This is a genomic window from Parazoarcus communis SWub3 = DSM 12120 (assembly GCF_003226565.1).
GTDB classification, from domain to species: domain Bacteria; phylum Pseudomonadota; class Gammaproteobacteria; order Burkholderiales; family Rhodocyclaceae; genus Parazoarcus; species Parazoarcus communis.
On record NZ_QKOE01000024.1, the window covers coordinates 14,403 to 39,691 of the forward strand.

25 protein-coding genes are annotated in these 25,289 nt (G+C 61.6%); 14 read left to right on the forward strand and 11 right to left on the reverse strand.

The features are described 5' to 3' along the window. Nucleotides 1-34: 34 nt before the first annotated feature. The 7 genes from DNK49_RS20475 to DNK49_RS20505 form a co-directional block, all read right to left on the reverse strand. Nucleotides 35-1,312, reverse strand: a complete 1,278-nt coding sequence (locus DNK49_RS20475; protein ID WP_110529205.1) for a TRAP transporter large permease — start codon at nt 1,310-1,312, stop codon at nt 35-37. Further along, a complete protein-coding gene (locus tag DNK49_RS20480) occupies nt 1,309-1,812 on the reverse strand; it encodes a TRAP transporter small permease (protein WP_110529208.1) in 504 nt (167 codons plus the stop codon). Before DNK49_RS20480 ends, DNK49_RS20475 begins: the two co-directional genes overlap by 4 nt. A gap of 132 nt (nt 1,813-1,944) precedes the next feature. Next, complete coding sequence (locus tag DNK49_RS20485; protein WP_243632460.1) at nt 1,945-2,934, reverse strand: TRAP transporter substrate-binding protein; 990 nt, start codon at nt 2,932-2,934, stop codon at nt 1,945-1,947. Between the two features lie 69 nt (nt 2,935-3,003). Next, nucleotides 3,004-3,645, reverse strand: coding sequence for a maleylacetoacetate isomerase (maiA, locus tag DNK49_RS20490; RefSeq protein ID WP_110529301.1), 642 nt, complete (start codon nt 3,643-3,645; stop codon nt 3,004-3,006). 13 nt (nt 3,646-3,658) lie between these two features. After that, nucleotides 3,659-4,858, reverse strand: a complete 1,200-nt coding sequence (locus DNK49_RS20495; protein ID WP_110529214.1) for a 3-hydroxybenzoate 6-monooxygenase — start codon at nt 4,856-4,858, stop codon at nt 3,659-3,661. A gap of 81 nt (nt 4,859-4,939) precedes the next feature. Beyond that, nucleotides 4,940-5,650 carry a fumarylacetoacetate hydrolase family protein gene (locus DNK49_RS20500; RefSeq protein WP_110529216.1) on the reverse strand — a complete coding sequence of 237 codons (711 nt, stop codon included), beginning with the start codon at nt 5,648-5,650 and terminating at the stop codon, nt 4,940-4,942. 27 nt (nt 5,651-5,677) lie between these two features. Further along, nucleotides 5,678-6,718, reverse strand: coding sequence for a cupin domain-containing protein (locus tag DNK49_RS20505; RefSeq protein ID WP_110529219.1), 1,041 nt, complete (start codon nt 6,716-6,718; stop codon nt 5,678-5,680). Between the two features lie 161 nt (nt 6,719-6,879). Between DNK49_RS20505 and DNK49_RS20510 the strand changes: the two genes are divergently transcribed. The 7 genes from DNK49_RS20510 to DNK49_RS20540 all read left to right on the forward strand — a co-directional run bounded on the left by DNK49_RS20510 (nt 6,880) and on the right by DNK49_RS20540 (nt 15,825). Continuing rightward, nucleotides 6,880-7,785 carry a LysR family transcriptional regulator gene (locus DNK49_RS20510; RefSeq protein WP_110529222.1) on the forward strand — a complete coding sequence of 302 codons (906 nt, stop codon included), beginning with the start codon at nt 6,880-6,882 and terminating at the stop codon, nt 7,783-7,785. Between the two features lie 162 nt (nt 7,786-7,947). Next, the gene (locus DNK49_RS20515; protein ID WP_110529225.1) at nt 7,948-8,580 is read left to right on the forward strand and encodes a DUF2238 domain-containing protein; all 633 of its coding nucleotides are present in this window, start codon (nt 7,948-7,950) and stop codon (nt 8,578-8,580) included. A gap of 15 nt (nt 8,581-8,595) precedes the next feature. Further along, a complete protein-coding gene (locus DNK49_RS20520; protein ID WP_110529228.1) occupies nt 8,596-9,213 on the forward strand; it encodes an acyl carrier protein phosphodiesterase in 618 nt (205 codons plus the stop codon). Then, the gene (gene speE / locus DNK49_RS20525; protein ID WP_110529232.1) at nt 9,206-10,093 is read left to right on the forward strand and encodes a polyamine aminopropyltransferase; all 888 of its coding nucleotides are present in this window, start codon (nt 9,206-9,208) and stop codon (nt 10,091-10,093) included. Before DNK49_RS20520 ends, speE begins: the two co-directional genes overlap by 8 nt. A 280-nt stretch (nt 10,094-10,373) precedes the next feature. After that, nucleotides 10,374-12,434 carry a TonB-dependent receptor plug domain-containing protein gene (locus DNK49_RS20530; protein WP_110529236.1) on the forward strand — a complete coding sequence of 687 codons (2,061 nt, stop codon included), beginning with the start codon at nt 10,374-10,376 and terminating at the stop codon, nt 12,432-12,434. 105 nt (nt 12,435-12,539) lie between these two features. After that, complete coding sequence (locus DNK49_RS20535; RefSeq protein ID WP_110529239.1) at nt 12,540-13,352, forward strand: peptidoglycan-binding protein; 813 nt, start codon at nt 12,540-12,542, stop codon at nt 13,350-13,352. Between the two features lie 355 nt (nt 13,353-13,707). Then, nucleotides 13,708-15,825 (forward strand): TonB-dependent receptor plug domain-containing protein, encoded by a 2,118-nt coding sequence (locus DNK49_RS20540; RefSeq protein ID WP_243632461.1) that lies wholly within the window; start codon nt 13,708-13,710, stop codon nt 15,823-15,825. 38 nt (nt 15,826-15,863) lie between these two features. On the opposite strand, the gene DNK49_RS20545 is transcribed toward DNK49_RS20540, so the two are convergent. After that, complete coding sequence (locus DNK49_RS20545; RefSeq protein ID WP_110529242.1) at nt 15,864-17,468, reverse strand: NAD(P)/FAD-dependent oxidoreductase; 1,605 nt, start codon at nt 17,466-17,468, stop codon at nt 15,864-15,866. A gap of 162 nt (nt 17,469-17,630) precedes the next feature. Here DNK49_RS20545 and DNK49_RS20550 point away from each other — a divergent pair, with 162 nt between their 5' ends. From DNK49_RS20550 to DNK49_RS20565, 4 genes are all read left to right on the forward strand, one after another. Beyond that, nucleotides 17,631-18,476, forward strand: a complete 846-nt coding sequence (locus tag DNK49_RS20550) for a 23S rRNA (adenine(2030)-N(6))-methyltransferase RlmJ (RefSeq protein ID WP_110529244.1) — start codon at nt 17,631-17,633, stop codon at nt 18,474-18,476. Beyond that, nucleotides 18,473-18,841, forward strand: coding sequence for a nucleotide pyrophosphohydrolase (locus tag DNK49_RS20555; RefSeq protein WP_110529247.1), 369 nt, complete (start codon nt 18,473-18,475; stop codon nt 18,839-18,841). Before DNK49_RS20550 ends, DNK49_RS20555 begins: the two co-directional genes overlap by 4 nt. Nucleotides 18,842-19,014: 173 nt before the next feature. Further along, nucleotides 19,015-20,598 carry an inorganic phosphate transporter gene (locus DNK49_RS20560; RefSeq protein ID WP_110529250.1) on the forward strand — a complete coding sequence of 528 codons (1,584 nt, stop codon included), beginning with the start codon at nt 19,015-19,017 and terminating at the stop codon, nt 20,596-20,598. Between the two features lie 49 nt (nt 20,599-20,647). After that, nucleotides 20,648-20,980, forward strand: a complete 333-nt coding sequence (locus DNK49_RS20565; protein ID WP_110529252.1) for a DUF3301 domain-containing protein — start codon at nt 20,648-20,650, stop codon at nt 20,978-20,980. 32 nt (nt 20,981-21,012) lie between these two features. Here the strand turns inward: DNK49_RS20565 and folE are convergent, their stop codons facing one another. From folE to fabI, 3 genes are all read right to left on the reverse strand, one after another. Beyond that, the gene (folE, locus tag DNK49_RS20570; RefSeq protein WP_243632462.1) at nt 21,013-21,642 is read right to left on the reverse strand and encodes a GTP cyclohydrolase I FolE; all 630 of its coding nucleotides are present in this window, start codon (nt 21,640-21,642) and stop codon (nt 21,013-21,015) included. An 82-nt stretch (nt 21,643-21,724) separates the two neighbouring features. Further along, on the reverse strand, nt 21,725-22,321 hold the full coding sequence (locus DNK49_RS20575) for a hypothetical protein (protein ID WP_110529258.1): 597 nt from the start codon (nt 22,319-22,321) through the stop codon (nt 21,725-21,727). A 16-nt stretch (nt 22,322-22,337) separates the two neighbouring features. Further along, entirely contained in the window at nt 22,338-23,120 is a 783-nt protein-coding gene (fabI, locus tag DNK49_RS20580) for an enoyl-ACP reductase FabI (RefSeq protein WP_110529261.1), read from the reverse strand. 206 nt (nt 23,121-23,326) lie between these two features. On the opposite strand from fabI, the gene DNK49_RS20585 reads away from it, so the two are divergent. The 3 genes from DNK49_RS20585 to DNK49_RS20595 all read left to right on the forward strand — a co-directional run bounded on the left by DNK49_RS20585 (nt 23,327) and on the right by DNK49_RS20595 (nt 25,271). After that, nucleotides 23,327-23,827, forward strand: coding sequence for an HAD domain-containing protein (locus tag DNK49_RS20585; RefSeq protein WP_110529263.1), 501 nt, complete (start codon nt 23,327-23,329; stop codon nt 23,825-23,827). 111 nt (nt 23,828-23,938) lie between these two features. Then, entirely contained in the window at nt 23,939-24,715 is a 777-nt protein-coding gene (locus DNK49_RS20590; RefSeq protein ID WP_110529267.1) for a hypothetical protein, read from the forward strand. Nucleotides 24,716-24,722: 7 nt separating this feature from the next. Further along, the gene (locus tag DNK49_RS20595) at nt 24,723-25,271 is read left to right on the forward strand and encodes a YaeQ family protein (RefSeq protein ID WP_110529270.1); all 549 of its coding nucleotides are present in this window, start codon (nt 24,723-24,725) and stop codon (nt 25,269-25,271) included. Nucleotides 25,272-25,289: the final 18 nt, after the last annotated feature.

Below are 25,289 nucleotides of genomic sequence, written 5' to 3' on the forward strand. Positions count from 1 at the left end.
GGGGCGTAGCGAGGGCTCGTTGGCGTCGCGGGTGTCATCCCCTGGCGGTCATCGTCGGCAGCCAGATGGAGAGTTGCGGAAACGCGGCAATGGCCACCAGCAGCAGCATCACCATGGCGAGGAAGGGCAGGGTGGCGCGGAACAGCGCACCCATCGGTACATGGGCCTGGATCATCGCGATGTACAGACCTGGCCCGACCGGCGGGGTGACCAGGCCGATCACGGTTGCCAGGGTGCACACCACACCGAAGTGGATCGGATCGATGCCCAGGGCATTGACCACCGGCATCAGGATCGGTACGACCACGATGAGCACGCTGATACTCTCCAGGAACATGCCGAGGACCAGCATCATGACGATCACCAGCAGCAGGAAGACCAGTGGTGAGTCGGTGACACCGGCAATCAGGTCAACCACCCGATCGGGTACGCCTTCGAAGGCGAGTACCCAGCTGAAAACGGTGGCGGCGGCGATCAGGCCGGTGATGGTGGCGGTGTTGATCGCGACCGTATGCAAGAGCGCAGGCAGATCCGAGAACTTGATCTCCCGATAGGCAAACGCAAGGATGAAGGCGATGATCGATGCGACCGCTCCGGATTCGGTCGGGGTCATTGCACCGGTCATGATGCCCGCGATGACGACGACTGGAATCAGTCCCGGGATCAGGCCGGCGACAAGGGTGCCGACCGACTTGCGCCACTGTGTGGGGGTGCCTTCGGGCAGGGCGTGGCCGAACACCCCCGCAAAGAAGATCACCACAGCCAGGCCGGCGACAATGAGCAGGCCGGGTACGATGCCGGCAATGAACAAGGGTGCGATGGGCTGTACCGCCACCACTCCGTAGATGATCATCAGCATCGACGGCGGAATGATGGGGCCAAGCAGGCCGGCGGACACGGTGACGGCACCGGAGAAGGCGCGGTCATAGCCTTTCTTCTCCATCTCCGGGATCATGACCTTGCTCATGACGCCGATCTGCGCCACCGCAGAACCCAGGATGGAGGCAGCCATGGCATTGGTAAACAGGTTGGCGTAAGCCAGTCCGCCGCGGAAGCCGCCGACCAGCACTTCGGTCAATGCGATCAGGCGCTGGGTGAGGCCGCCCTTGTTCATGATCTCGCCGACCAGCAGGAACAGCGGGATGGCGAGCAGGCCATTGATTTCCAGCGCGCCATAGAACTGGATGGGAATCGAGTCGTACAGGATGGCCAGATCATTGCTGGCCATGAACACCACCGCGCCGGCAAGAATGGCACCGAAGATCGGAAAGCCGCAGAACAACAGCGCAAAGAAGACTATGAGGGTGATCATGCGTGTGCCCCCTTGAGCGCATGCAGGTGGCGGAGCACGGCCGCAAATTGATGGAAGGCCATCGCCAGCATGGCGCCGGGCAGCAAGGTGTAGTTGTACCAGCGCGGCAGGCGCGTGGTGGCGCTGAGCTCGAGTTGAACATCCGGGCGGATGACCCACTCCCAGCCCAGCTTGGCAATGAAGGTCAACAACGCGAGAAAGCCGAGACCGATCACCACCGCAAGAATATGGCGACCTTTTTCCGACAGCGCGCTGCGCAGGAAATCGATGCTCACCAGCTGGCCGGCCCGCACCAATAGCGACAGCCCGATCAGGGTGATGAAGACGAGCAGCTGGACGGAGATTTCCTCTGCCCAGAACAGCGGTGCGCTGAAGAAGTAGCGCAGCACGACCTGGGTCATCATGATGCCGGTCATGGTCGCCGTCAGGGCAATGGCGAACCAGCGCTCGGCGCCGGCCAGCCAGCCGTCGGCGTGTTGGATCAGGCGGTAAATGAACATGTCTCTCTCTGGGTACGCGGAACACGGCGAAGCCGCCGGACGGGGCCGGCGGCGGTGGCGCAGGGGCAGTGCCCGTTGCGCTCGATCTGCTTGGGCTGATTCAGTGGGGCGGCATATGGCCACCCCGCATGATCAGCGTGTGGTGGCTTGCTTGTAGAAGTCGGCGATCAGCGGGTTGGATGCGGTGTACTTGTCGCGCACCTTGCCGCCCACCGCCTGGAAAGCGGCGATGTCGGCTTCGACCACCTTGGCACCGTCGGCCTTGGCTTTTTCGAGGTTGCCACTGTCAGCCGCGATCGCTTGCTGGAAACCCCAGGCTTCGGCCTCGGCGATGACCTTGCGGATCATCTCGCGGTCAGCCTCGCTGCGGGCGTCCCACCACTTTTTCGACACCACGATGGCCGCGGGGAAGGCCATGTGATTGGTCATGGTCAGGTTTGGGGCCTGCTGGTGGAACTTGAGGCCGACCAGTGCGTCGAGGTCGACGTCAACCGCATCGAGCAGACGGGTGGTCAGTGACGGGGCCACTTCGGACAGCGGCAGCGCGGTTGGGGCGGCGCCGTTGGCGTTCCACCAGTCGTTATAGATCGGGCTGGGGAAGGAGCGGATCTTCTTGTTGGCGAGGTCCTTGGGCGATTTCACCGGCTCCAGCGACAGCACGTGGCGCATGCCGGCAAAGGCGTAGCCCAGGCCGACCATGCCATGGGCTTCGAGACGCTTGAGCATTTCCTTTGCGGCCGGGGTGGAGGCGGCGCGGGTGGCGTCGGCGACGTCGTCGAAGGTGTAGGGCAGCGACCAGGCGAGGAAGGACTCCTCGCGATTCGACAGCCCGCCGACGGTAAAGATGCCCAACTGCATCGCACCGGATTGCATCAGATTGATCATCTGTGCTTCGTTGCCGAGCTTCTGCAAGGGACTGACGGCGGTCTTCATCTTGCCGCCGCTGGCTTTCTCGAGATCGGTGGCGATCTTCTCCGACACCTGATGCCAGACATGGCTGGGCGGGGTGATGTGGCCCAGTTTCAGGCTCTGTGCGCTGGCAGTGCCGCTGCCAAGCGTCAGCAGGCAGGCACAGGCGGTGATCAGGGTCTTCAGGGTCAGGCGGAACGGGGTCTTCATCATGTCTCCTCTCTGGGTGGGGCGGTTGCGGAATGCATACCGCCCGGGCTCTTCTGGGTGGGGCTGCGGGATTTATTTCGGCGCGTCGGGTTGGGCACCGGGTGCGGCGCGGCGGAAGGCGTCGAGTTCGGCGCAGGTGGCATCAATGGCCAGGATGTTCGGGTAGGGCGTCAGGTCCACATTGAAGCGGCGTGCGCTCTCGACCTGCGGAATCAGGTAAACCTCGGCCAGACCGGGCGCGTTGCCGAAGCAGAAGCGACCACGGCGCGTATCCTGGGCGAGCAGCGTTTCGAGGGCGTCGAAACCGGCACGGATCCACGTAGCACACCAGTCCAGTACGGCCGCTTCGTCGTGGCCCAGTTGCTTGCGCAGGTACTCGAGGATGCGGCGGTTGTTGATCGGATGGATGTCACAACCGACGATGGCGGCCATGGCCCGCACATGGGCGCGGTCGTCCGGATCGGAGGGCAGCAGTGGCGGTGCGGGGTGGCGCTCTTCCAGCCATTCGATGATGGCGGGCGACTGGATCAGGGTCAGGTCGCCATCCATCAGTGCGGGCACCAGTTGCTGCGGGTTGACCGCCTTGAAGGCGGTGCCGAGGTGTTCCTCTGTACGCAGATCGACGGCAACGTAATCGTACTGGATGCCCTTCAGGTTCAGTGCGATGCGCAGCCGGTGCGAGGTGCCGCTGCGGAAGAAGTTGTAAAGCCTCATCGTCATCGTGTCCTCAGTCGCGGGCCAGGCAGTTGTCCACATTCCAGCCGTACAGCCACTCCATGGCATCGTAGAAGCGCTCGGCGCTGCGGCCCTTCCACAAGTCGTTGCGTACCAGGCGCTCGACACCCTTGGCGTGATAGATGCGACCCATCTCGCGCGAGGACAGCACGATGCGTGCGGTGCGGGCGATGCGCGAGCGTTGGTACAGGTCGAAGGCCTTGGCGAAGTCGTTGTTGTTGACGCGCAGGGCCTCACCGAGTGTGACGGCGTCTTCCAGCGCCATGCAGGCGCCCTGGGCCATGTACTGGGTGGTGGGGTGGGCGGCATCGCCAAGCAGGGTGGCGCGGCCGTAGGTCCATTGGCCGATCGGTTCGCGGTCGGCGGTCGCCCAGCGCTTCCAGCTCTTGGGCAGGTCGATCAGCTGGCGGGCCTTGGGGCAGATGCCCTGGAAGTAGCTCTGGACCTCTTCCAGGCTGCCTTCGGTGACACCCCATTCTTCCTTGTTGCGGCTGTGGAAGGTGACGACCACGTTGTATTGCTCGCCGCCGCGCAGCGGATAGTGCACCAGGTGGCAGTTGGGGCCGACCCAGATGCTGGCGGCGTTCCACTGCAGGTTTTCCGGGAAGTCCTTCTTGTCGATCACGGCGCGGTAAACCACATGACCGGTGACGCGCGGGGGGTCGTTGACATACTGCTGGCGCACCACGGACTTGACGCCGTCGGCGCCGATCAGCGCGAGGCCGCGGTGGGCATTGCCGTGCTGGTCGTAGACGGTGACGCTGTCCTCATCCTGTTCGATGCGCTCGACGCGGGTCGAGGTCAGGAACTCGACCCGGCCGGTTTCCTGGGCGCCTTCGAGCAGCGACAGGTGCACGTCGACGCGGTGGATGACGGCATACGGGTTGCCGAAGCGTTTGATGAAGGCCTCGCCGGTGGGAATCTTGCCAACCTGGTATTCATCCAGAGCGTCGTGCATCACCATGTAGTCGGTGTAGACCGCACGACCGCGCGCCTTGTCGCCGACGCCGAGTGCATCAAAGGCGTGAAAGGCGTTGGGGCCGAGCTGGATGCCGGCGCCGATCTCGCCGATCTCGGGGGCCTGTTCCAGCACCTTGACGGTAAAGCCCTGGCGCACCAGCGCGAGTGCTGCGGCCAGGCCGCCGATGCCGCCGCCAGCGACCAGAACGGGAAGTTGTTGTGCTTGGGTCATGTCTGTCTCCTCGATCAGAGGGTTGAAGCCGGCCTTGCCGGCTGCACGTGGCAGCCGGTGGCCATGTGGACGCGCGTGGGCTTACTCGGCGCTGCCGATGGTCAGCTCGATGTCGCCGACCTGGTCGATGTGGCCGGTGATGCGGTCGCCGCTGCTGACTGCGCCGACACCTTCCGGCGTGCCGGTATAGATCAGGTCGCCCGGTTCAAGGTGGTAGAACCTGGACAGGTCAGCGATGATTTCGCGGATGTTCCAGATCAGCATCGACAGATCCGAGGTCTGTTTGGTCTGGCCATTGACCTGCAGGTTGATGGCGCCCGCTTCAAGTACGCCCAGGTCAGCAGCAGGTACGATCTCGGTGCACACTGCGGACTTCTCGAAGTTCTTGCCCAGATCCCAGGGGCGACCTTGTTCGCGGGCGACCAGTTGCAGGTCGCGCCGGGTCATGTCCAGACCGGCGGCGTAGCCGTAGATCAGCGTGTGTGCATCGGCTTCGGCAACGCGGAAACCGGGCTTGCCGATGGCGACGACCAGTTCCATCTCATAGTGGTAATTGGCGGTGCCGGTGGGATAGGGTACGGTGGCGCCGGATTCGACCAGCGTGGACGCGTCCTTGAGGAAGTAGAAGGGGCTCATCGTCGACTTGTCGACCGGGCGGCCCATTTCCACCGCGTGGGCGTGATAGTTGCGGCCGACGCAGAAGATGCGCTTGACCGGCAGGCGGGCATCACTGCCACGGACGGGCAGGGAGTATACCGGGGCGGGGTTCCACAGGTAGGTGTTCTGGCTCATGGCGGGGGCTCTCTGTTCGGATGGGGGTCAGGCGCGGACTTCGTAGACGCCGAGCTTCTTGTGCAGCGGCGTCTCGTCGGCGACAAAAAGGAAGGCGGCTTCGGTGCTCGATGCATTGCTGAGCGTGACCGGGGTGTAGCCCGGCGCGCAGCAGGTGTCGGCTGCGCCCAGCTGGAAGGTATGGCCGTCGATCTCTGCGCGGGCTGCGCCTTCGATCTGGTGGAACACCATGGCTGGGGATCGGGCTGGCAGGCGCAGGGTTTCGCCCGGTCGCAGCATCAGGGCATAGAAACCGAGGATGTTTTCGCAGTCACCGCCCGTCTCGGGGTTGACGTATGAGACTTGCACTGCGTCGATGCCGGGCTGGGTTTCGGCCAGCGACAGCAGGGCGGCACGGGCGTCGGCCCAGGGGTAGCGCAGCATCGGGTAACGACGCGAACTGCCACGCGAAAACACCGGCGAGGGCACGACGCCGCCGCGGGCATAGTTGCGCTCGGCACAGGTCGCGGTGACGTCCTGCGCCTTGCCTTCGTTGTGGTAGGACGTCTCGGTGTAGTACACCAGAGGTAGATCCAGCACGTCGAGCCACACCACCGGCGCCGTACCGTCGTGGCCATGTTCGTGCCATAGCCCGGTGGGGGTCAGGATCAGGTCGCCGCGGCTCATCGGGCACTTCTCACCGTCGACGGTGGTGTAGGCGCCTTCGCCTTCAACAATCATGCGGACGGCGTTGGGGGTGTGTTTGTGTGCCGGTGCCCATTCGCCCGGCAGCAGCAATTGCATGCCCAGATACATGCTGGCGCTGGCCTGCATCTTTTCCAGCCCATGACCGGGGTTGGCGAGAACGAGCACGCGGCGCTCGGCCTTTTCGATCGGGGTCAGTTCGCCGGCCTGAAGCAGCAGGGGGCGGATGGTCTCGTAAGCCCAGTAGGTGGGGCGGGTACGCAGCGCCGGTTTGCCGGGAGGCAGCACCGCGCGCAGACTGGGCCACAGCGGTACCAGGTTGTGAGCGGTCAGTGCGTCGCGATAGTCTGCGGGCAGGTCTTCCAGGCGACCGAGTTCCTGCATGGTGTGCTCCTCCATCGGTTGCCGCACTTCCCGAATCGACAAAAATTTGATCCGGATCAGAGTGTTGCGGCCTTGTTTGTGATGGGCGCACTGTATCGATCGCTCGACATTCGGTCCATGCAATGGTATCAATCCATTCAATTCAATAATCGAATAATGCTATGGATGCCCTCGATGTCAGGTTGCTGGCGGTGTTTGACGAGATCTACAAGACTCGCAGTGTCACGCGCGCGGCCGACAACATGGGGCTGGGACAGCCCGCGGTCAGCATTGCGCTGGCGAAACTGCGCGAGCATTTCTCCGACCCGCTGTTCGTGCGTACCTCCCAGGGCATGGAGCCCACGCCGCTGGCGGCGCAATTGCTGCATCCGGTGCGCGAGGCGCTCGATGCGCTCGAACGGGTATCCGGGCATCGCAACACCTTTGATCCGGCAGCGTCCGATCGCACTTTCCGGATCTGCATGACCGACATCAGCCAGCTTGTGTTGTTGCCGCGGCTGTGGGCTCGCCTGCGGGTGGCCGCGCCGGGCATCCGCATCGACATTGCCCCTTTGTCGAGCGATACCGGACGCATGCTGGAGGCGGGTGAGGCCGATCTGGCCCTGGGTTTCATGCCGCAGCTGGAGGCGGGTTTCTATCAGCAGGCGCTGTTCCGCCAGAACTACGTCTGCATGGTCAGCGCCGACCATCCGCGTATTGGTAAGACGTTGGATCTGGCGCAGTATCAGGCCGCCGACCATGCAGTGGTGACCTCGTCAGGTACCGGCCACCTGATCATCGACCGCGAGCTGGCGCGGCAGGGCATCGAGCGCCGCATCGCGTTGCGCATCCCCAACTTTCTCGGGGTAGCATTCGTCATCGAGCATACCGATCTGTTGGTGACCATTCCGCAGCGCCTGGGCGAAGTCCTGGCCGGACGGGGGCATTTCAGGATGCTGTCGGTGCCCTTTCCCTTGCCCGAGTATGCGGTGAAGCAGCACTGGCATGAGCGTTTTCATCACGATCCGGGCAATCGCTGGTTGCGCGGGGTGATCTCCGAGTTGCTGTCGGATGCGGGTTCTGCCTGATTGATGCCCAGATCATGAGCGGGTTGCCAGATCATGCAAGCGCACCCGGCGATAGTCTGTTTGCGGTCGCGTTTTCCCGTGTACTTGTACCGGATGTTCATTTGCGTTGGGGACTGGCATGCTCCGGGTTCTATCGGTGTCGTGACGTGGTGTGGAGCGTGCATGGTTGATCAAAAGGATTCCCCTGATCTGTGGGTGCTGAAGGGTGCGTTAATGGTCATCCTGATTGCGCTGCTTGTTTCCGGCATCCAGCCCTATGACAGAGCGACCTGGTTGATGGAGGTGGCACCGGTGTTGATTGCGCTGCCGGTGCTGGTTGCCACCCGTGAGCGTTATCCACTGACTTCACTGCTGTATGCGTTGATCTTTGTTCATGCTCTGATCCTGATTCTGGGGGGGGCCTATACCTATGCGAGGGTGCCGCTGGGGTTCTGGCTGCAGGATCTGCTCGGGACCGAACGCAACCCTTATGACAAGATCGGGCACTTTGCCCAAGGTCTGATACCGGCCTTGGTCGCACGCGAAATCCTGCTGCGTGGCGCGTATGCGCAGGGGCGGCGGATGGTGGGCTTTCTGGCGATCTGTGTTGCCATGGCAATCAGTGCCTGGTACGAGCTGATCGAGTGGGCGGCTGCGCTGTTCATGGGGCAGGGGGCGGATGAGTTCCTCGGGACGCAGGGCGACGAGTGGGATACGCAGTCGGATATGTTCATGGCGTTTCTGGGGGCTGCGGTGGCGATCATGCTGCTGTCCCGTTTGCATGATCGTCAGCTGGCGCGCCTGGTCAGGCCTTAGCGGAAGCGGCATGCAATGAACTTTCTGGCGCACCTGCATCTGGCTTATCTGACGGGTACCTCGCCAGTCGGGAATCTGCTGGGGGATTTCGTCAAGGGGCCCGTGCCGGATGCACTGCCGTCGTCCATTGCGACAGGCATCCGCCTGCACCGGAGTATTGACGGCTTCACCGATGCGCATCCGGAACATCGTGCGGCGGTGCGCGCTTTCGAGGCGCCGTGGCGACGCTATGGGGGCATTCTGGTCGATGTGCTTTACGACCACCTGTTGAGCAGGCACTGGGCGCGTTTCGAGGTGCTGCCGATGCGGACGTTTCTGGACAATCATTATCAGGCCCTGTTCGACTATGACGCAGGTCGTGCGGGGCATGCGCCTGCCCTGCCGCCTGTGCTGATCCGGATGGCGGAGCAGGATTGGCTCTCCAGCTATGCAGAGGTCGCGGATGTGCAGCGGGCGCTGGATGGCATCGGGCGTCGGCTGCGGCAGCCGGTGCCCCTGGGGGATGGCGTCGGGTCTCTGGATCAGGCGCGCTGGATGGCGCTGGAAGCGGGCTTTCTGCGTTTTTATCCTGAACTCATGGCGTTTGCGGTCAAGGAAGCGTCCACGGGCGAGCGGGGTGAGTCACATGGGTGATTTGGAGCGGATGGGCGAAGAGGGGCTGATCATCGAGCGGCTCAACGAACACGTGGGCTTCTTTCTGCAGGGGGCACGTCTGCTGGAGCAGGGGCAGTCGAGCTTTCAGCGCTACGAGGTGTGGGACACCCCGCAGTTTGGGACGCTGTTTCGCCTTGACGGATGCTTCATGAGCTCGGAGGCCGACGAGTTCTACTACCACGAGAACGTCGTTCATGTTCCCGCGATGGCGCATGCCGGTGTCCGGCGGGCGCTGATCATCGGCGGTGGTGATGGTGGCGCCGCCAAGGAGTTGCTGAAATACGCCAGCATCGAGCAGATTCGTCTGGTGGAGCTTGATGCGTGCGTGGTCGAGCTGGCCAGGCGTCATCTATCAGGCGTGCATTGCGGGGCGCTGGACGATCCCCGGGTAGAGCTCGTCATCGGCGATGGCTTTCACCATGTGACGGTTGAGGCAGCGGCAACTGGGGATGCATATGACCTGATCGTGCTCGACCTGACCGATCCGGGCGGGCCCGCCGATGCGCTTTATCGCGAGCCCTTTTTTGAGGCGTGTTCGCGTCTGCTTTCACCTGGTGGTGTGTTGAGCCTGCATCTGGGGTCGCCCGTCTTTCAACCCGCTCAGGTCCGCGCAGTGGTGAATGCCTTGAGGGCGACCTTTGCGGTGGTAAGCCCCTATTTCCTCTATATCCCGTTGTATGGCAGTTTGTGGGGGCTGGCGACGGCTTCGGCAAGCCTGGATCCTGCTGCATGTCAACCACATAACCTGGATCAGCGTGTGCGCGAACGAGGGGTGGACGGGCTGAAGTACTATAACGGCGACATCCACCGCGCCCAGTTCGTCTTGCCGAACAATCTGCGTCGCCTGCTGGGAACTTGAGTCGGTCGGTACGGCATCTGAATCTTGCTTTCCTGTAGGTTTGTAACTATTACTTTTGATATAGTTTTGGCAAACGTGTCCGTGTCTTGATGCAGGCTGTTGTGTTCAGCATTGGCGGGCGGATTGAAACAGGCTTTCACGGTGCCAGGCTGGTACTGGATGCCGGAGATTATTTTTGCGAGTATTTGTGAAGCCTCAAGTCCAACACAAACTGTTCAAGGTTTCGGATCATCCTGATCTGGCTATCCCTCGCAGAGGTGCGTGTGTTGCTGTGGCAGTCATGGCGCTTGCATGGCCAAAGGCTGTGGTCTGGGCGGCTGATGATGATCTTTTCTTCAGCGACTTGCCGATCGTGGCCTCGGTCAGCCGTTTGCCTCAACGCTTGGCTGACGCGTCGGCGTCGGTGACGGTGATCGATCGTGACATGATCAAGGCCAGCGGCGCACGTGACCTGAACGATATATTCCGGCTGGTGCCCGGATTTCAGACCTATCCCAACAATACCGATGCGGCCCGGGTGACCTATCACGGCTTGACCGATGAGGATTTTGCACCGCGGGTGCAGGTGCTGATCGATGGCCGGTCGCAGTATTCTCCGCTGTTCCGCAATGGTATCAACTGGGCAACGTTGCCGGTTGCGATCGAGGATATCGAACGCATCGAGGTGGTGAGGGGGTCGAATTCCGTCTCCTATGGTTCGAATGCCTTCCTCGGCGTGATCAACATCATCACTGTTGATCCTGCGTTGGTCAGGGGCGTGTCGGTGGGCGTCAACTACGGCAATCAGGGCGTGCGCGACCTGACCCTCCGTTCCGGGGGACGTTTGGGGGAAAGCGGTGATTTTCGCTTTACATACCAGTCCAGGGACGATGACGGACTGGAGGACCAGTTCGACTGGAAGGACATGTTCCGGTCCCGCCTGTTCAACCTGCATGCGGATTTCTGGCTGACCCCGGCGGATCAGTTGATGCTCAGCCTGGGGCATGTCGAAGCGCGGACGCGTTTGGGCAGGCTGGCGCAAAGTGGCGGGGTGCTGCTGGGTGGAGAGTCTCCCGGAAACCCGTTCCGTTACTTTGATCAGTCATCAACGCAGTTGCAGGCGCTCTGGCGTAGAGCGCTGGGCGTGGATTCGGATGTTCAGTTGCGCTATTCCTTCACTCAGGATCGCGGGTCAGAGCAGCATGTCGAGCGGCGTAGGCTGAGCGGTGTCAATTATCTGGCATCGATCGATCTCTACGGGGACCAGGGAAGCCGGCATGAGCTCGAAGGGCAGCACATGTTCTCGCCAATCGATTCGATGCGCCTGGTGTGGGGGGCTGGACACCGGATAGACAGCCTGCGTTCGGATACCTACATCGAGGGTCGGGATGAGGTTAGTCGTCGTGTATCGCGACTATTCGCCAACGCCGAATGGAAGCCGCTGACCTGGTTTACGGGTAACCTGGGGGCCGCAACCGAGTATGACTCGATGGCCGGACGTAACTTTTCCCCACGGTTGAGCACAAGTTTCCACCTGTCGCCGGCGCATACGATCCGACTGGGAGGTTCGCGTTCGTACCGAACCGCAGGTATTGTCGATTACCGCGGTGACTGGGTGGTACGAGGATTTGCATTGGCAGATGGTACCCCGCTGGATTCACCCGTGATCTTGGGTCGGTCGTACATCGGGGATCCGGACCTGCCGCAGGAGCGGGTGGATACGGCTGAGCTGGCCTACCTGGGAGAGTGGCCGGCTGTACATGCCAGTCTGGATGTTCGCCTGTACCGGGAGAGAGTCAAGGGGCGTCTGTTCAATGTGCAGGTGGAGGTCTGTGGCGTTGCGCCGATTGCGAGTTGCGGCAATGCCTACACCACCATGCCGATCCAGGATCTGGAAATTGACGGTCTGGAGTACCAGCTGCGTTGGCAGCCGTTCGATTCGACCCGGATTGTGCTGAGTCAGGCCTGGACTGACATCTCATCCGACTACCGTGCAGAGGCGCTGGCAGCTTCACCATGGCTGGCATGGAGGGCGGGGCGGATTGATGAGCATACCGAGCGTTCGGCACCGCGTCGCAGCAGCTCTGTGCTGCTCATGCAGCGCTTGCCCGGTGGTGTGGATCTGTCGATCGCCGGATACTGGATGGAGTTCATGAAATGGACGCAGAATACCGCGGTGGATGCCTACCGTCGCTTCGATCTGCGTCTGGGCTACCCCTTCAATATCGGGGGGCAGAAGGGCGAGATCGCCTACACCGCACAATCGATCAATGGCGCTCATGGCGAATTCAAGGCGGACGGCAGTCCCGCGGATCGCGTTGTCGATACCCGTCAGTGGGTTAGTTTGCGCCTCGATTTCTGAGCGGAATCACTGCTCCATGCTCTGAGACCTCTGCCCGATACCTGCCTGATTTGTCCTGCCGCCTGACCTATATTGGGATTGTCATGCTCAAGGGAGGGGACGGCAATGGCGATGCTCAAGCGGGGAATGAAAGGCGCGGCGGTCAAGCGTCTGCAAAAGCAGCTCAAGGCCCGGGGTTTCGATCCTGGATTGGTCGACGGAGATTTCGGTGGTGGGACTGAGGCGGCATTAATTGCCTTTCAACTCAGCGAGGGTTTGGTGTCGGACGGCATTGCCGGCCCGCGGTCACTCGCTGCGCTCGAACTGGCCAAACCTGCTGACATCTGGCCGGATGTGCTGCCTGGCGTCAGTGTTCAAGCTGTTTCGCAGATGTTTCCCTTTACGCCCATCGGCAACATCATCGAGAATCTGCCGCCGGTGACGACAGCTTTGTCCGAATATGGGCTGACCGACAAACCGATGGTTTTGATGGCGATGGCAACGATCCGTGCAGAGACCGAGAGCTTCAAGCCAGTGGCAGAGGGTTTGTCGCGTTACAACACTTCGCCGCGTGGCCATCCCTTTGATCTTTACGATAATCGCCGCGATCTGGGTAATCGGGGAGCCCCTGATGGGGAGCGTTTTCGTGGTCGTGGCTACATTCAGCTGACCGGGCGGTTCAACTACCAGCGATACAGTGAACAGCTTGGTTTGGGACAGGGCCTGATCGACAACCCTGAACTGGCTTCGGATCCGTTGATTGCCGGCCGTCTGCTGGCCGCCTTTCTGAAGGACAAGGAGGTTCAGGTCAAGCGAGCGCTGCTGGAGGGGGATTTGCGTCACGCCCGTCGCCTGGTCAATGGCGGTAGCCACGGTCTGGACCGGTTCAGTGACGCTTTTCGTCGTGGCGAGTCTGTCATTCCCGATATGATGACGTGATCCGTCTTTCTCTGCAGGGCAGGCTATTTATCTGTTTACACCACGCGATACAAGCCGGTTACAATCGTTTCCAGCCTGTTACTATAGTAATAGCCCCCAATGATGGCGCTGTCTTTTTTTGACGATGCCTGGGTTCGGGGGCAGTTGTTTCCTGTGGCCTGTTGTAAGGCCCTTATGGGCGGGATGTGTGGAGGTGTCCGGAGGCGGGTGCCAAAGCTTGGAAAATCTGAGGCTGGGCGATCAATTGGTGGTGCAAGCGTTGCGATGTGTGATGGTGGGCAAGGGGGAGATTGCGCTTGCCGATGTGTCCAGGCTTTTCTGCCGGCGGCGATTTCCGCGTAAGGCAGGGCTTTCTGTGTCTGGTCTATTTGCGGCGCTGTCACTGCTGGGGGGGGAGGCCCATGCCTTCTCCGACGATGACCTGTTCTTCAGTGATCTGCCGATCGTCGCTTCGGTCAGCCGCCTGCCACAGCGTGTAGAAGATGCGTCAGCCTCTGTGACGGTCATTGATCGCGACATGATCAAGGGTAGTGGTGCTCGCGATCTCAACGATGTCTTCCGCCTGATTCCCGGATTTCAGACCTTCCCCAATACCACCGATGCCGCGCGGGTAACCTATCACGGCTTGTCCGACGATGAGTTCTCGCCCCGACTCCAAGTCATGATCGATGGGCGTTCCCTCTACTCGCCATTGTTTCGGGGCGGGGTGAACTGGGCTACGCTGCCCGTGACGCTGGATGATATCGAGCGTATCGAGGTGGTGCGTGGGTCTAATGCAGTTTCCTACGGTTCGAATGCCTTCATGGGGGTGATCAATATCATCACCGTGGATCCTGCTCTCACCCATGGCACTTCCGTAGGCGTCAATCACGGTAACCAGGGGGTACGTGATGTCATGGTGCGTACAGGGGGGCGCTTGGGGAGCGCAGGGGATTTCCGTCTGAGCTACCAGTCCAAGGACGACGACGGACTCAACGACCGTTTCAATTGGCAGGATTCGTTCCGGTCGCGTTTGTTTACCCTACGTGCAGATTTCTGGCTGAGCCATCGGGATGAGCTCAAGCTTAGTCTTGGGCATGTGGATGCCGTAACGCGTCGCGGGCGTCTGGATACCGAAGATGTATTCGTTGACGGGCGCTGGATCGAGGTTCTGACGGGAAAGGAGGAGGTGGATAATCCACTGCGAAACTTTACTCAGTCGAACACTCATTTCCAGGCTTCGTGGCGCCGGGTACTGGACGATTCGTCTGATTTCCAGTTGCGCTATGCATACACGGAAGATCGTGGGTCGGAAGCCCATGACGTCGCGTTGGGGAACCTGCTCATCAGGGTCGATGCATTCGGTGGGCTGGGGGCACGTCATGAACTCGAAGGTCAGCATACGTTTGCGTTGGCAGAGGATGCCCGCGTAGTGTGGGGAGGCGGCTATCGGTTGGATAGCGCCCGATCGGAACAGATGCTGCATGGCCTGGGTACGGAGTATCGCAGGGTTGCCCGTGTTTTCGGCAACCTGGAATGGCGTCCTGCTGGATGGATAACGACCAATCTGGGCGCGGCAAGCGAGTACGACTCGATGGCCGGGCGGAATTTCGCACCGAGGGTCAGTACCAGCTTCCATCTGGCACCCGAGCATACCGTACGTATCGGCGCCTCTCGTGCCTACCGCACTGCGAGTACGCTCGATTATCGGGGAAACTATCTGGTTGAGCCTTATGCAACGACGAATGGGGCGCCTTTGCCTTCTCCGAATCCGTATCGCAGGCTCTATTACGGCAATGAGAACCTGAAGCCTGAAGAAATCAACACCATTGAATTGGCATATTTGGGTGAATTCCGCGCGTTGCGCAGCAACCTGGATGTGCGTCTGTTCCGTGAGCGTATTCCGAATCGTCTTTACGAGGTCAGGCGTTTCATCTCCGAACCGGTGCTGTGTGACTATCCGCCGACTGCAGGTTGTGCTGCGCCATACACCTTGACCGAGATCCAGCGTGTGACCATTCGCGGGCTGGAGTATCAATGGCGCTGGCAGCCTTTTGATTCGACTCGGGTGATGTTTGGCCAAGCCTTCACCCGCATTGACTCCACTTTCCTTGATTCGGCGCTGGCGGATCCATCCTTGCTGACTCTCGAGGGCATATATGATCGCTTCCGCGTCGAGGCGCAGACCGAGCAGTCAGCCCCCCGCAGATCAACGTCCTTGCTGCTGATGCAGCGCCTGCCTTGGGGGGTGGATTTTTCCCTGGCGGGCTACTGGGTGGATAGCATGAAATGGACGCGCAACACGGCAGTGGATTTCTACCGTCGCTTCGACATGCGTCTGGGCTATCCCTTCAATATTGCCGGTCAACGCGGCGAACTGGCCTACACGGCCCAGTCGATCAACGGTAGGCACGGGGAGTTCAAGTGGGAAGGAGATCCGGACGATCGCATCGTACATACCCGACATTGGGTCTCCTTGAGGCTGGATTTCTGACGCAGCCGGTAGGAGACCCGTTTGTCGTGTCTGGGGGGTCAGCGGCCGTTGCTGATCGCCAGTGCGACCGCTTCTGCCACGCGGATGCCGTCCACGCCAGCAGACAAAATGCCGCCAGCGTAACCAGCGCCCTCGCCAGCCGGGTACAAGCCTTTGACGTTCAGGCTCTGGCAGTTCTCGCCGCGGGTCAGGCGCAGGGGTGACGAGGTCCGGGTTTCGACGCCGGTCAGTACGGCGTCGTGCATGGCAAAGCCCTTGATCTGGCGGTCAAAGGCGGGCAGGGCTTCGCGCATGGCTTCGATGGCGTAGCCAGGCAGGGCGGTCGAAAGGTCACCAAGCTTGACGCCAGGCTTGTACGACGGTTCGACCGAGCCGAGTGCCGTTGATGGCCGCCCGGTGATGAAATCGCCGACCAGCTGGCCAGGGGCTTCGTAGGTGCCGCCACCCAGTTCGAAAGCGCGGGATTCCAGCGCACGCTGCAGGGCAATGCCGGCCAGCGGACCGCCGGGGTAGTCGTCCGGCGTGATACCCACGACGATGCCGGCATTGGCATTACGCTCGTTACGGGAATACTGGCTCATGCCATTGGTCACGACCCGGTTCGGCTCCGAAGTGGCGGCTACGACCGTGCCGCCCGGGCACATACAGAAGCTGTACACCGCGCGCCCATTCCGCGCATGGTGCACGATCTTGTAGTCGGCAGCGCCAAGCAGGGGGTGGCCGGCATACTTGCCGAGACGGGCCTTGTCGATCAGCGACTGGGGATGCTCGATGCGGAAACCGACCGAGAACGGTTTGGCCTCCATGAACACGCCGCGTTCGTGCAGCATCTCGAAAGTGTCCCGGGCGCTGTGGCCGAGGGCAAGGACGACGTGATCGCTGCGGATCTGCTCGCCGCTGTCTAGCACCACCCCGCGTAAATGTCCATCCTCGATCAGCACATCAACCACGCGTTGCTGGAAGCGGATCTCGCCGCCGAGCGATTCGATTTCCGCACGCATGTTCTCGACCATGCCAACCAGGCGGAAGGTGCCGATGTGCGGCTTGCTGACGTAGAGGATTTCCTCCGGGGCGCCGGCCTTGACGAATTCGGTCAGCACCTTTCGTCCGTAGTGTTTCGGATCCTTGATCTGGCTGTAGAGCTTGCCGTCGGAGAAGGTGCCCGCTCCGCCCTCGCCAAACTGAACATTGGATTCGGGATTGAGCACGTTCTTGCGCCACAGACCCCAGGTATCCTTGGTCCGTTCGCGCACTGCCTTGCCGCGCTCCAGCACGATCGGGCGGAAACCGGACTGCGCCAGGATCAGCGCGGCAAAGATGCCACAGGGGCCGAAGCCGATCACCAGAGGCCGGTGCGCAGGCGGCGTGCTGGCCTGCGCAACGAAGTGGTAGCGGGTGTCGGGTGCGGGATTGATGTGGCGATCACCAGCGAAGTGCTTGAGAACTTTCGCTTCATCGCGCACATCGGCGTCGATGGTGTAGATGAAGGTCAGTGCGTTGTTCTTGCGCGCATCATAGCTGCGCTTGAATACGGTGAATCCGAGCAGGTCGCCATCGGCGATGCCCAGGCGCTTGACGACGGCGGGGCGGAGGGCGTCTTCCAGGTGTTCGAGTGGCAGTCGGAGTTCGGTGATGCGCAGCATGAGATGAGTTCCACAGATGGGCGATCGACTCGCCAGAAGGCGCGATTCTAGCGTATCGGCAAAGTTGCCGATGTCTCCAGATGTGATGTCCACGTGTCACCCGGTGCAGCATGGAGCCGACTGCGGTGGTAGCATTCTGCCCTTCGCCCAAGCCTTCTGCCCATGCTCAGTTATCGTCACGCCTTTCATGCCGGCAACCACGCCGATGTGCTCAAGCACACTGTGCTGCTTGAATTGCTCGATTATTACAATCGCAAGGACAAGCCCTGGCATTACATCGATACCCATGCCGGAGCAGGCTGTTATGCGTTGGACAGCGAGCAGGCTGAGAAAACGTCGGAGTATGTTGATGGCATCGGCCGTTTGTGGGATCGCAGTGATCTGCCTGCGCCGCTCGCCGCCTATGTGAAAGCCGTGCGCCAGTTCAATCCGCACGGACGTCTGGTGTTTTACCCGGGCTCGCCTGCGCTCGCGATGACCCTTGCCCGTCCGCAGGACCGGCTGCGCCTGTTCGAGATGCACCCTGCCGACTACGTCTCGCTACAGCAGACCTTTTCCACCGAGACCGAGCGTGTTCAGGTACGCAAGGCGGATGGCTTTGCCGGTTTGCGCAGCCTGCTGCCGCCGCCGGCACGCCGCGCGGTGGTGCTGATCGATCCGCCTTACGAGATCAAGGATGACTACCGGTTGGCGGTCGATACCCTGCGCGATGCGATGCGGCGTTTTCCCAATGGCACCTACGTGCTGTGGTATCCCTTGCTGGCGCGACCGGAGGCGCGTCAGCTACCGGAGCGCCTTGCTGCGCTGGGCGCAGAAAGCTGGCTGGATGTCCGGTTGGCGATCAAGGGGGCGCCGCGTGACGGCTTTGGAATGTTCGGTAGTGGCTTGTTTGTCATCAATCCGCCCTGGGTGCTACCCGAGCGGCTTGAGACGATGATGCCCTGGTTGGTGGAGGCCTTGCGTCAGGACGAAGATGCAGGTTTTGATCTGGAGCACCACATCGAATGAAGGACGATGCGACAGGTGGCGATGCCCTGACCGAATTGCGCCTGGCCTTGCGACGTTTTGCCGACGAGCGTGACTGGGCGCCGTATCACACGCCGAAGAATCTTGCGATGGCCTTGTCTGGTGAAGCTGGCGAGTTGATCGAGCACTTCCAGTGGTTGAGTGCGGAGCAATCCGTCACACTCGACGAGGCTACGCGGGAGGCCGTTGCCCTCGAGATGGCCGATGTGCTGTTGTACCTGATCCGTCTGAGCGATGTGCTGGGGGTTGATCTCGCTGACGCTGCCCGCAGGAAGATGCAGATCAACGCCGGGCGCTATCCTGTAGATAAGGCGCGCGGGCGGGCAGACAAGTACGACCGTCTATAGTCCGGACGCGCGGCCGCGTCATCGTTTCACATCTGTGCAACGGATCACGGCTGCCGGTTGTTGCGCGAATACCGTCCTCCACATCCTGGATCCGGCAAAGGGTGAAATTTGCCTTGGGGCAAGTGTCACTTTTCTGAAACAATAGCGCCTTTGTTTTTGCCGGATATTCCCGCGTGGAACTGCAACATATCAGTGAAATCGAGCGCGCGACCGAGCGTGGTCGCACCGAGCTTTTCCGTTTTGGCCTTGGCCTGATCTTCATCGTGGGCGTCATGCTCTACGCCGCCATGCGCGGGCAGGGCGAAGCCAGCATGATCCTGGTCATCGCGGCGATGGTCGGTGGCTACATGGCCATGAATATTGGCGCCAATGATGTTGCCAACAACGTCGGCCCTGCAGTTGGCTCACGTGCCCTGACGCTGGGGGGGGCGCTGATGATTGCGGCAATCTTCGAGGCGGCCGGTGCCTTGATCGCAGGTGGCGAGGTCGTCAGCACCATCCGCAGCGGCATCATCGATCCGACCAAGCTGAGTGATTCTGCCGACACCTTCATCTGGGTGATGCTATCGGCCCTGCTGGCCGGCGCCTTGTGGCTGAATATCGCGACGGCGGTCGGGGCACCGGTATCGACCACGCACTCGATCGTGGGTGCGGTGCTGGGGGCTGGGGTGGCGGCTAAAGGCTTCGCTATCGTAAATTGGTCGTCGATGTCGGCCATTGCTTCCAGTTGGGTGATCTCGCCGATACTGGGTGGGCTGGTTGCGGCGGGCTTTCTGTACCTGATCAAGCGTAGCATCACCTATCAACCGGACATGGCACAGGCGGCGCGACGCATGGTACCAGTACTGGTAGGTCTGATGGCTTGGACGTTCTCGAGCTATCTGATGCTCAAGGGGCTCAGCAAGATCTGGAAGGTGGGCTTCGTCGAGTCAGTCGTTTACGGATTGATCATTGCGTTCTTGGTGTTTGTATTGGTGAAGCGGCATCTTGGACGTGAAACCCATGTGATCGCCAATACCAAGAGCGGTGTCAACAAGCTGTTTACCGTGCCGCTGATTTTCGCTGCAGCGTTACTCAGTTTTGCTCATGGCTCAAACGATGTGGCCAACGCGGTCGGCCCTCTGGCTGCGATCGTCGATGTGGTGAGTAGTGGGGGGGCCATTCACGACAAGGCGGGCATCCCGACGTGGGTGATGATGATCGGTGCCCTGGGAATTGCCCTGGGATTGGCCTTGTTCGGCCCCAAGGTCATCCGTACGGTGGGCTCGGAAATCACCGAACTGGACCAGATGCGTGCCTATTGCATCGCGATGGCGGCCACCCTGACCGTGATCGTGGCCAGTCAGTTCGGTCTGCCGGTCAGCTCCACGCATATCGCCGTGGGTGGGGTGTTTGGTGTCGGCTTCCTGCGCGAGTATCTCAAGAGTAATTACGACCGCATGGTGGCCGAGATCAAGGCGCATCACCCCGAAGGTGACCAGGCGGCGATTGATGCCTTCCTGGTGCGTTTTAACAAGGCCTCGATCGAGGTGAAGGGCGAGATGCTCAGTGACCTGAAACTGCGCTCGAAGAAAAGCGAGGATCCGGCCAACTTCTCCAAGGTCGAACGCAAGGGGCTGCGCAAGGTTTATAAACGCGAACTGGTCAAGCGTTCGCAGTTGTTGCGCATTGCCGCGGCCTGGATCATCACCGTGCCGGCGTCTGCGCTGATGGCTGCGATGATTTTCTATATGATCCGGGGCATGATGATCAGCTGATCGGCCGCTTGCCTGGCGGTCGAACGGTGCAACTTGTGCGACTGCCGACATGTCCTTCCCCGAACTGCTTGCCCTCATCCTGCTCTGTCTTGGCGCCTGGTTCTGGCTCGATAGCCTGAAAGCCCGTGAGGCGGGTGTGGCTGCCGCGCGTGCAGCTTGTGCCAGGGAGGGCGTACAACTGCTGGACGAAACCGTGGTGGGGCGTGGTTTGCGCCTGGCGCGCGACGACAACGGGCGGATGGTCGTGCGGCGGGCTTACGATTTTGAGTATTCGGACTCGGGGGATGATCGCCATCGCGGGGCGGTCGTGCTGCTCGGACGTGAGGTGGTGCTGCTTGAGCTGGCCTCGCACCACCGCAACACGGTCCGCTCACTGTTCTGACCCGTCTCCTTCCAGAGACGAGACGCAGGGGTTCAGACCGTCCGGCTGTCGATCGCGCGCAGGAACTCGTTGCGCCACTGCGGTGAGTGTTCGAACTCGCCGGCGAAAGCCTGTGTGATCACACGTTCGTCGCCGCGGCGGTCTTCTCCGAGCAACAGGCAAAGCTGCTCTGCCTCGATGACACAGGCGGCGCCCGCAGCCTGACCGTGCTGCATGAGCGCATCGGCGATGTCACGTGTCATCCATTCCTGGTAAGTAAAGCGATGGCCAATGGCATCCACCAGACGGGCAATGCGGCCAAAACCATGCAGCCTGCCGCCTGGCAGGTAAGCGACATGCGCGTAGCCGCGAAACGGGACGAGATGATGTGGGCAGACGCCGTGGATCGCGATACCTCGTACGACCACCATGTCGCGACGGCTGTCCTCAAAACCTTCCCCCAGCGCTTCGGCCGGGTCCAGATCGTAGCCGCCCAGCAGGCGCCGCTGCCACAACTCACGAACGCGTTCAGCAGTGCGGGCGGTATGGCTGGATTGCGGTGCAATACCGCAGGCCTTGAGCAGGTCGGATACGGCCTGTTCGAAGGCAGGGGCGTCAAAGGGGGCGCTGCGGGGAATGCCGATGCCGCTCGGGCGTGCTGTGGGGGTGTGATCGTGACTCATGCATCTCTCCTGTGCGGACATGATAACGCGCGGCTCTGTCACTGCGCGCCGGTGCGCCGCTTCAAGTGCGACAGTGCTGCGCTCAGGCGATGAAGACGGGATCGGAAAACACCAGCGTGCCGTCCTTGCGCATCATCAGGTTGTTCGCGTTGAGGATGTCCGGCAGCACGTGGTATTCCTCGATGAAGTCTGACAGGGCCTTGAGGGCCTGCTGCAGGCTGTCACCGACGCCCAGTGGGTCGACCGTCATGTGGTAGAGCGCAATCCGTCCCATGTCCATGCCGAGCTGGCTCCACTGCTGGCAGGCCGACCAATAGACCTCGATCAGGCGGGTGGCGAGTTCGGCTGCGGGACTGTTATCCGGCAAGGGATACAGGCGCTCCATCTCGATCAGGTGAAAGGGGTAGCCGGACACGGCGCGGCCGATGATGCCGTGATCGGCATAAACCTGAGGAAAGTGTTCCCCGGCCGGGCGATCGTCTGCGGTGTACAGGAAATAGTCGGCAGGCGAACTGACGATCTTGTAGACCCGCTCGCCGTCGCCTTTGTCGATCACGATGGAGTATTCGCCGCGACCGATCTCGGGTTTGCCATCCAGCAAGGGATGCGCAGGGACGGGGTCCGGCAGGACCACCGCTTCGCGCCCCATGCGGCTGCGTGCCTCGGCGAGATCGATCACGGTTGTGCTCCGGGCGTCAGCCCATGATGTTGTAACCGGCATCCACGAAGTGTACGCCTCCCGAGATCAGACGGCCGGCATCCGACACCAGGAAGGCGGTCAGCGCACCGATGTCTTCCGGCGTCACCAGGCTGTGCATCGGCGAGCGCTCGACGGCGGCAGCCATCAGGCCGTCGAAGCCGGCGATACCCGATGCGGCACGGGTCATCAGCGGGCCAGGGGAGACGGCATTGACGCGGATGTTCTTTTCGCCGAGTTCGGCCGCAAGGTAGCGGGTTGCGGCCTCGAGTGCGGCCTTGCACAGGCCCATCACGCCGTAGTTGGGAATGACCTTCTCCGAGCCGAGATAGGTCATCGTCACCAGCGAGCCGCCACCGGCCTTGATCATCAGCGGCTCGACCTTTTTGGCCAGGCGGACGAAGGAGTGGGTCGATACGTCCATTGCCAGCGCGAAACCGTCGGCCGAGGTATCCACTACGCGGCCGTGCAGGTCGTCGCGCTTGGCAAAGGCCATGCTGTGCAGGGCAAAGTCGAGCTTGCCATAACGGGCGTCGATCTCGGCGAACACTGCATCCATGGTTTCCGGCTTGGTGACGTCGAGCAGGAAGGCGTCGGTCACGCCAAGGCGGGCGATGACCGGCTCGATGAAGGCACGGGTCTTTTCGTTCTGGTAGGTGATGATCAGCTTGGCACCAGCCTGGGCGCAGGCTTCGGCGACGCCAGTGGAGATGGATTTCTCGTTGGCGATGCCGGTGATGAGACCGATCTTGCCTTCCAGGTTGACGATGGGGGCGGCCATATTGCTCTCCAAATATGAGTCAGTCGTGAAGGAATGGGTTGCGGTGCACGATGGGACCGGCAAGAATTGTCTATGATTCTAGACGTAGTTGAATAATCTTTGTTGTGCAGTGCACAAAATAAAGTTTCCGGTATATCCTTCAGGCAAGGCTGCCAGCCTGCCCGCGGTGACGATTGTGCATTGCGGTGTTTCCAAGAGTGTGACGCATGGACCGAATCACGTATGTCTTCATGGATTTCGACGGGGTGACCCACCCTTGGGGCGAGGTGGAGGATTTCCGCTGCCTGCCGCTGATCGAATCCGTGGTGCGGGAGTTCGAGGAAGTCCGCATCGTCATCTCCTCTGACTGGCGCATGCTTTTCTCGCTGCAGAAGCTGGTTGCGCGCTTTGCCGAAGACATCCGTCCGCGGGTTGTCGGGGTGACGCCGCACGTCTTGCCCAAGCAGGGGGCCGAATTGCACGGTCTGCGTGAGCGCGAATCCATGCTGTGGCTGGCGCAGCACGAAGCCGATTTCACCACCGCGCCCTGGTGTGCGATCGATGATGCTCCCGGCAACTGGCTCAGCCGCTCACGCCTGATCCTGACTGATTTCAAGCGCGGCTTTACCGACGAGGATGCAGGCGCCATGCGTCGCATGTTGCAAGGTTTTCGCGAAGGCGTTCCCGCACTGGAAAAGCCGCGTTCGGGATTCCGCTGGGCCTCCTGAACTGCAGCTGCTCTTGGGGGTGACCCCGTTGCGCGCACGCATGTCATTTGCCTGAGTTTGCCCGATCGCACCGGGGCCGGCACAATACACGCCCTTTATCCGGAGCCGATCATGTCCGCTGCGTCCAATCAAGCTGTCCTGCCTGCCGATCCGATGGCGGCGCTCGCTTCCGCCGACGTTCAGCGCCAGGCCGCGCGGATGGCGCAAGATGCTTTCGGCCGGGTCTTCCGGCTGACGCTGGAGGCCGATGAGGCGGGGCGTCGTGAGGGCGTGGCGGCCCTGGTCGAGGCGATGCGGAACTGGGCACAGGCTGGCGGCGCAGACGAGGCCGGCGCTCTGCGGCTGGCCATGCTGCTGGCGGGTGCGGATCAATGGGGACTGGCCTGGAGTCGTGCTTTTGGCTTGACTGCCATCCCCGGTCTGACCGAACTGGTCGGCGCCTTGCGTACCGGGCTTGACGCGCAGGCAGATGCGCGTTTCCTGCAGCAGTTCGAAGCGCTCGGTGCGCGCGAGGAATGCGCGATCGATTTCAAGGTTGAATTGCGTCGCGGTATTCACCTTGCGCTGTGGCACTCGGCGATTGCCGCCGAGGATCGCGATGAGGCATTGCGCCTGGCGGGTCAACTCGGTGGCCTGATGTTGGCGCTGGTGCGTGAGATGCCGGTAGCCGGCTGGCGGCTGCTGGCCGATGCGCTGGCACACATCCAGATCCGCTGTCTGACCGAAGGGCTGGCCAGCGAAGGCATTGCGCAGGAGGCAACCCAGGCCCTGTTCGGGGCACTGTCGCGCGAATTGCCTGCCGATTGCCGCGATGCGGTCATGGCGCACTCCACACAGGCCGTGCTTGCGTGGCAGCGTGCCAGCCGTCCTTCCGACACCTTACACTGAGATTTTCATGGCACTGAAGGCAACGGTCTACAAGGCCGAGTTGCAGATTGCGGACATGGACCGCAATTATTACGGCGATCATGGCCTGACCCTGGCTCGCCACCCGTCCGAAACCGATGAGCGCATGATGGTGCGGCTGCTGGCCTTTGCCCTTTACGCCGACCCGGCATTGAGTTTCGGCAAGGGCCTGTGCGTCGATGACGAGCCGGACCTCTGGCAACGCGACCTGACGGGTGCGATCGAGCGCTGGATCGATGTGGGCCAGCCTGACGAGAAGTGGATCCGCAAGGCTTGCGGTCGTGCCGACAAGGTGGTTGTGATCAGCTACGGACGTGCGGCATCGATCTGGTGGGGCGGCATGCGTGACAAGCTGAGCCGCCAGAGCAACCTGACGGTCATCAACCTGGCGGCCGAGGTCGCGCCGGCGCTGGCGCGCCTGACCGACCGCGGCATGCGCCTGCAATTCACCCTGCAGGATGGGCATGTATGGGTCACCAACGGCCAGGAGACGGTCGAGGTTCAGCCCGAACTGCTGATGGGCGAGCCGCGTTACTGAGCGGTTTGGTCAGGGGGC

What these genes read in the sequence shown, in the direction of transcription:
- DNK49_RS20475 (WP_110529205.1), bottom strand. Translation starts at nt 1,312, where the DNA reads ATGATCACCCTCATAGTCTTCTTTGCGCTGTTGTTCTGCGGCTTTCCG.
- DNK49_RS20480 (WP_110529208.1), bottom strand. Translation starts at nt 1,812, where the DNA reads ATGTTCATTTACCGCCTGATCCAACACGCCGACGGCTGGCTGGCCGGC.
- DNK49_RS20485 (WP_243632460.1), bottom strand. Translation starts at nt 2,934, where the DNA reads ATGATGAAGACCCCGTTCCGCCTGACCCTGAAGACCCTGATCACCGCC.
- maiA (WP_110529301.1), bottom strand. Translation starts at nt 3,645, where the DNA reads ATGAGGCTTTACAACTTCTTCCGCAGCGGCACCTCGCACCGGCTGCGC.
- DNK49_RS20495 (WP_110529214.1), bottom strand. Translation starts at nt 4,858, where the DNA reads ATGACCCAAGCACAACAACTTCCCGTTCTGGTCGCTGGCGGCGGCATC.
- DNK49_RS20500 (WP_110529216.1), bottom strand. Translation starts at nt 5,650, where the DNA reads ATGAGCCAGAACACCTACCTGTGGAACCCCGCCCCGGTATACTCCCTG.
- DNK49_RS20505 (WP_110529219.1), bottom strand. Translation starts at nt 6,718, where the DNA reads ATGCAGGAACTCGGTCGCCTGGAAGACCTGCCCGCAGACTATCGCGAC.
- DNK49_RS20510 (WP_110529222.1), top strand. Translation starts at nt 6,880, where the DNA reads ATGGATGCCCTCGATGTCAGGTTGCTGGCGGTGTTTGACGAGATCTAC.
- DNK49_RS20515 (WP_110529225.1), top strand. Translation starts at nt 7,948, where the DNA reads ATGGTTGATCAAAAGGATTCCCCTGATCTGTGGGTGCTGAAGGGTGCG.
- DNK49_RS20520 (WP_110529228.1), top strand. Translation starts at nt 8,596, where the DNA reads ATGAACTTTCTGGCGCACCTGCATCTGGCTTATCTGACGGGTACCTCG.
- speE (WP_110529232.1), top strand. Translation starts at nt 9,206, where the DNA reads ATGGGTGATTTGGAGCGGATGGGCGAAGAGGGGCTGATCATCGAGCGG.
- DNK49_RS20530 (WP_110529236.1), top strand. Translation starts at nt 10,374, where the DNA reads ATGGCGCTTGCATGGCCAAAGGCTGTGGTCTGGGCGGCTGATGATGAT.
- DNK49_RS20535 (WP_110529239.1), top strand. Translation starts at nt 12,540, where the DNA reads ATGGCGATGCTCAAGCGGGGAATGAAAGGCGCGGCGGTCAAGCGTCTG.
- DNK49_RS20545 (WP_110529242.1), bottom strand. Translation starts at nt 17,468, where the DNA reads ATGCTGCGCATCACCGAACTCCGACTGCCACTCGAACACCTGGAAGAC.
- DNK49_RS20550 (WP_110529244.1), top strand. Translation starts at nt 17,631, where the DNA reads ATGCTCAGTTATCGTCACGCCTTTCATGCCGGCAACCACGCCGATGTG.
- DNK49_RS20555 (WP_110529247.1), top strand. Translation starts at nt 18,473, where the DNA reads ATGAAGGACGATGCGACAGGTGGCGATGCCCTGACCGAATTGCGCCTG.
- DNK49_RS20565 (WP_110529252.1), top strand. Translation starts at nt 20,648, where the DNA reads ATGTCCTTCCCCGAACTGCTTGCCCTCATCCTGCTCTGTCTTGGCGCC.
- folE (WP_243632462.1), bottom strand. Translation starts at nt 21,642, where the DNA reads ATGAGTCACGATCACACCCCCACAGCACGCCCGAGCGGCATCGGCATT.
- fabI (WP_110529261.1), bottom strand. Translation starts at nt 23,120, where the DNA reads ATGGCCGCCCCCATCGTCAACCTGGAAGGCAAGATCGGTCTCATCACC.
- DNK49_RS20585 (WP_110529263.1), top strand. Translation starts at nt 23,327, where the DNA reads ATGGACCGAATCACGTATGTCTTCATGGATTTCGACGGGGTGACCCAC.
- DNK49_RS20590 (WP_110529267.1), top strand. Translation starts at nt 23,939, where the DNA reads ATGTCCGCTGCGTCCAATCAAGCTGTCCTGCCTGCCGATCCGATGGCG.
- DNK49_RS20595 (WP_110529270.1), top strand. Translation starts at nt 24,723, where the DNA reads ATGGCACTGAAGGCAACGGTCTACAAGGCCGAGTTGCAGATTGCGGAC.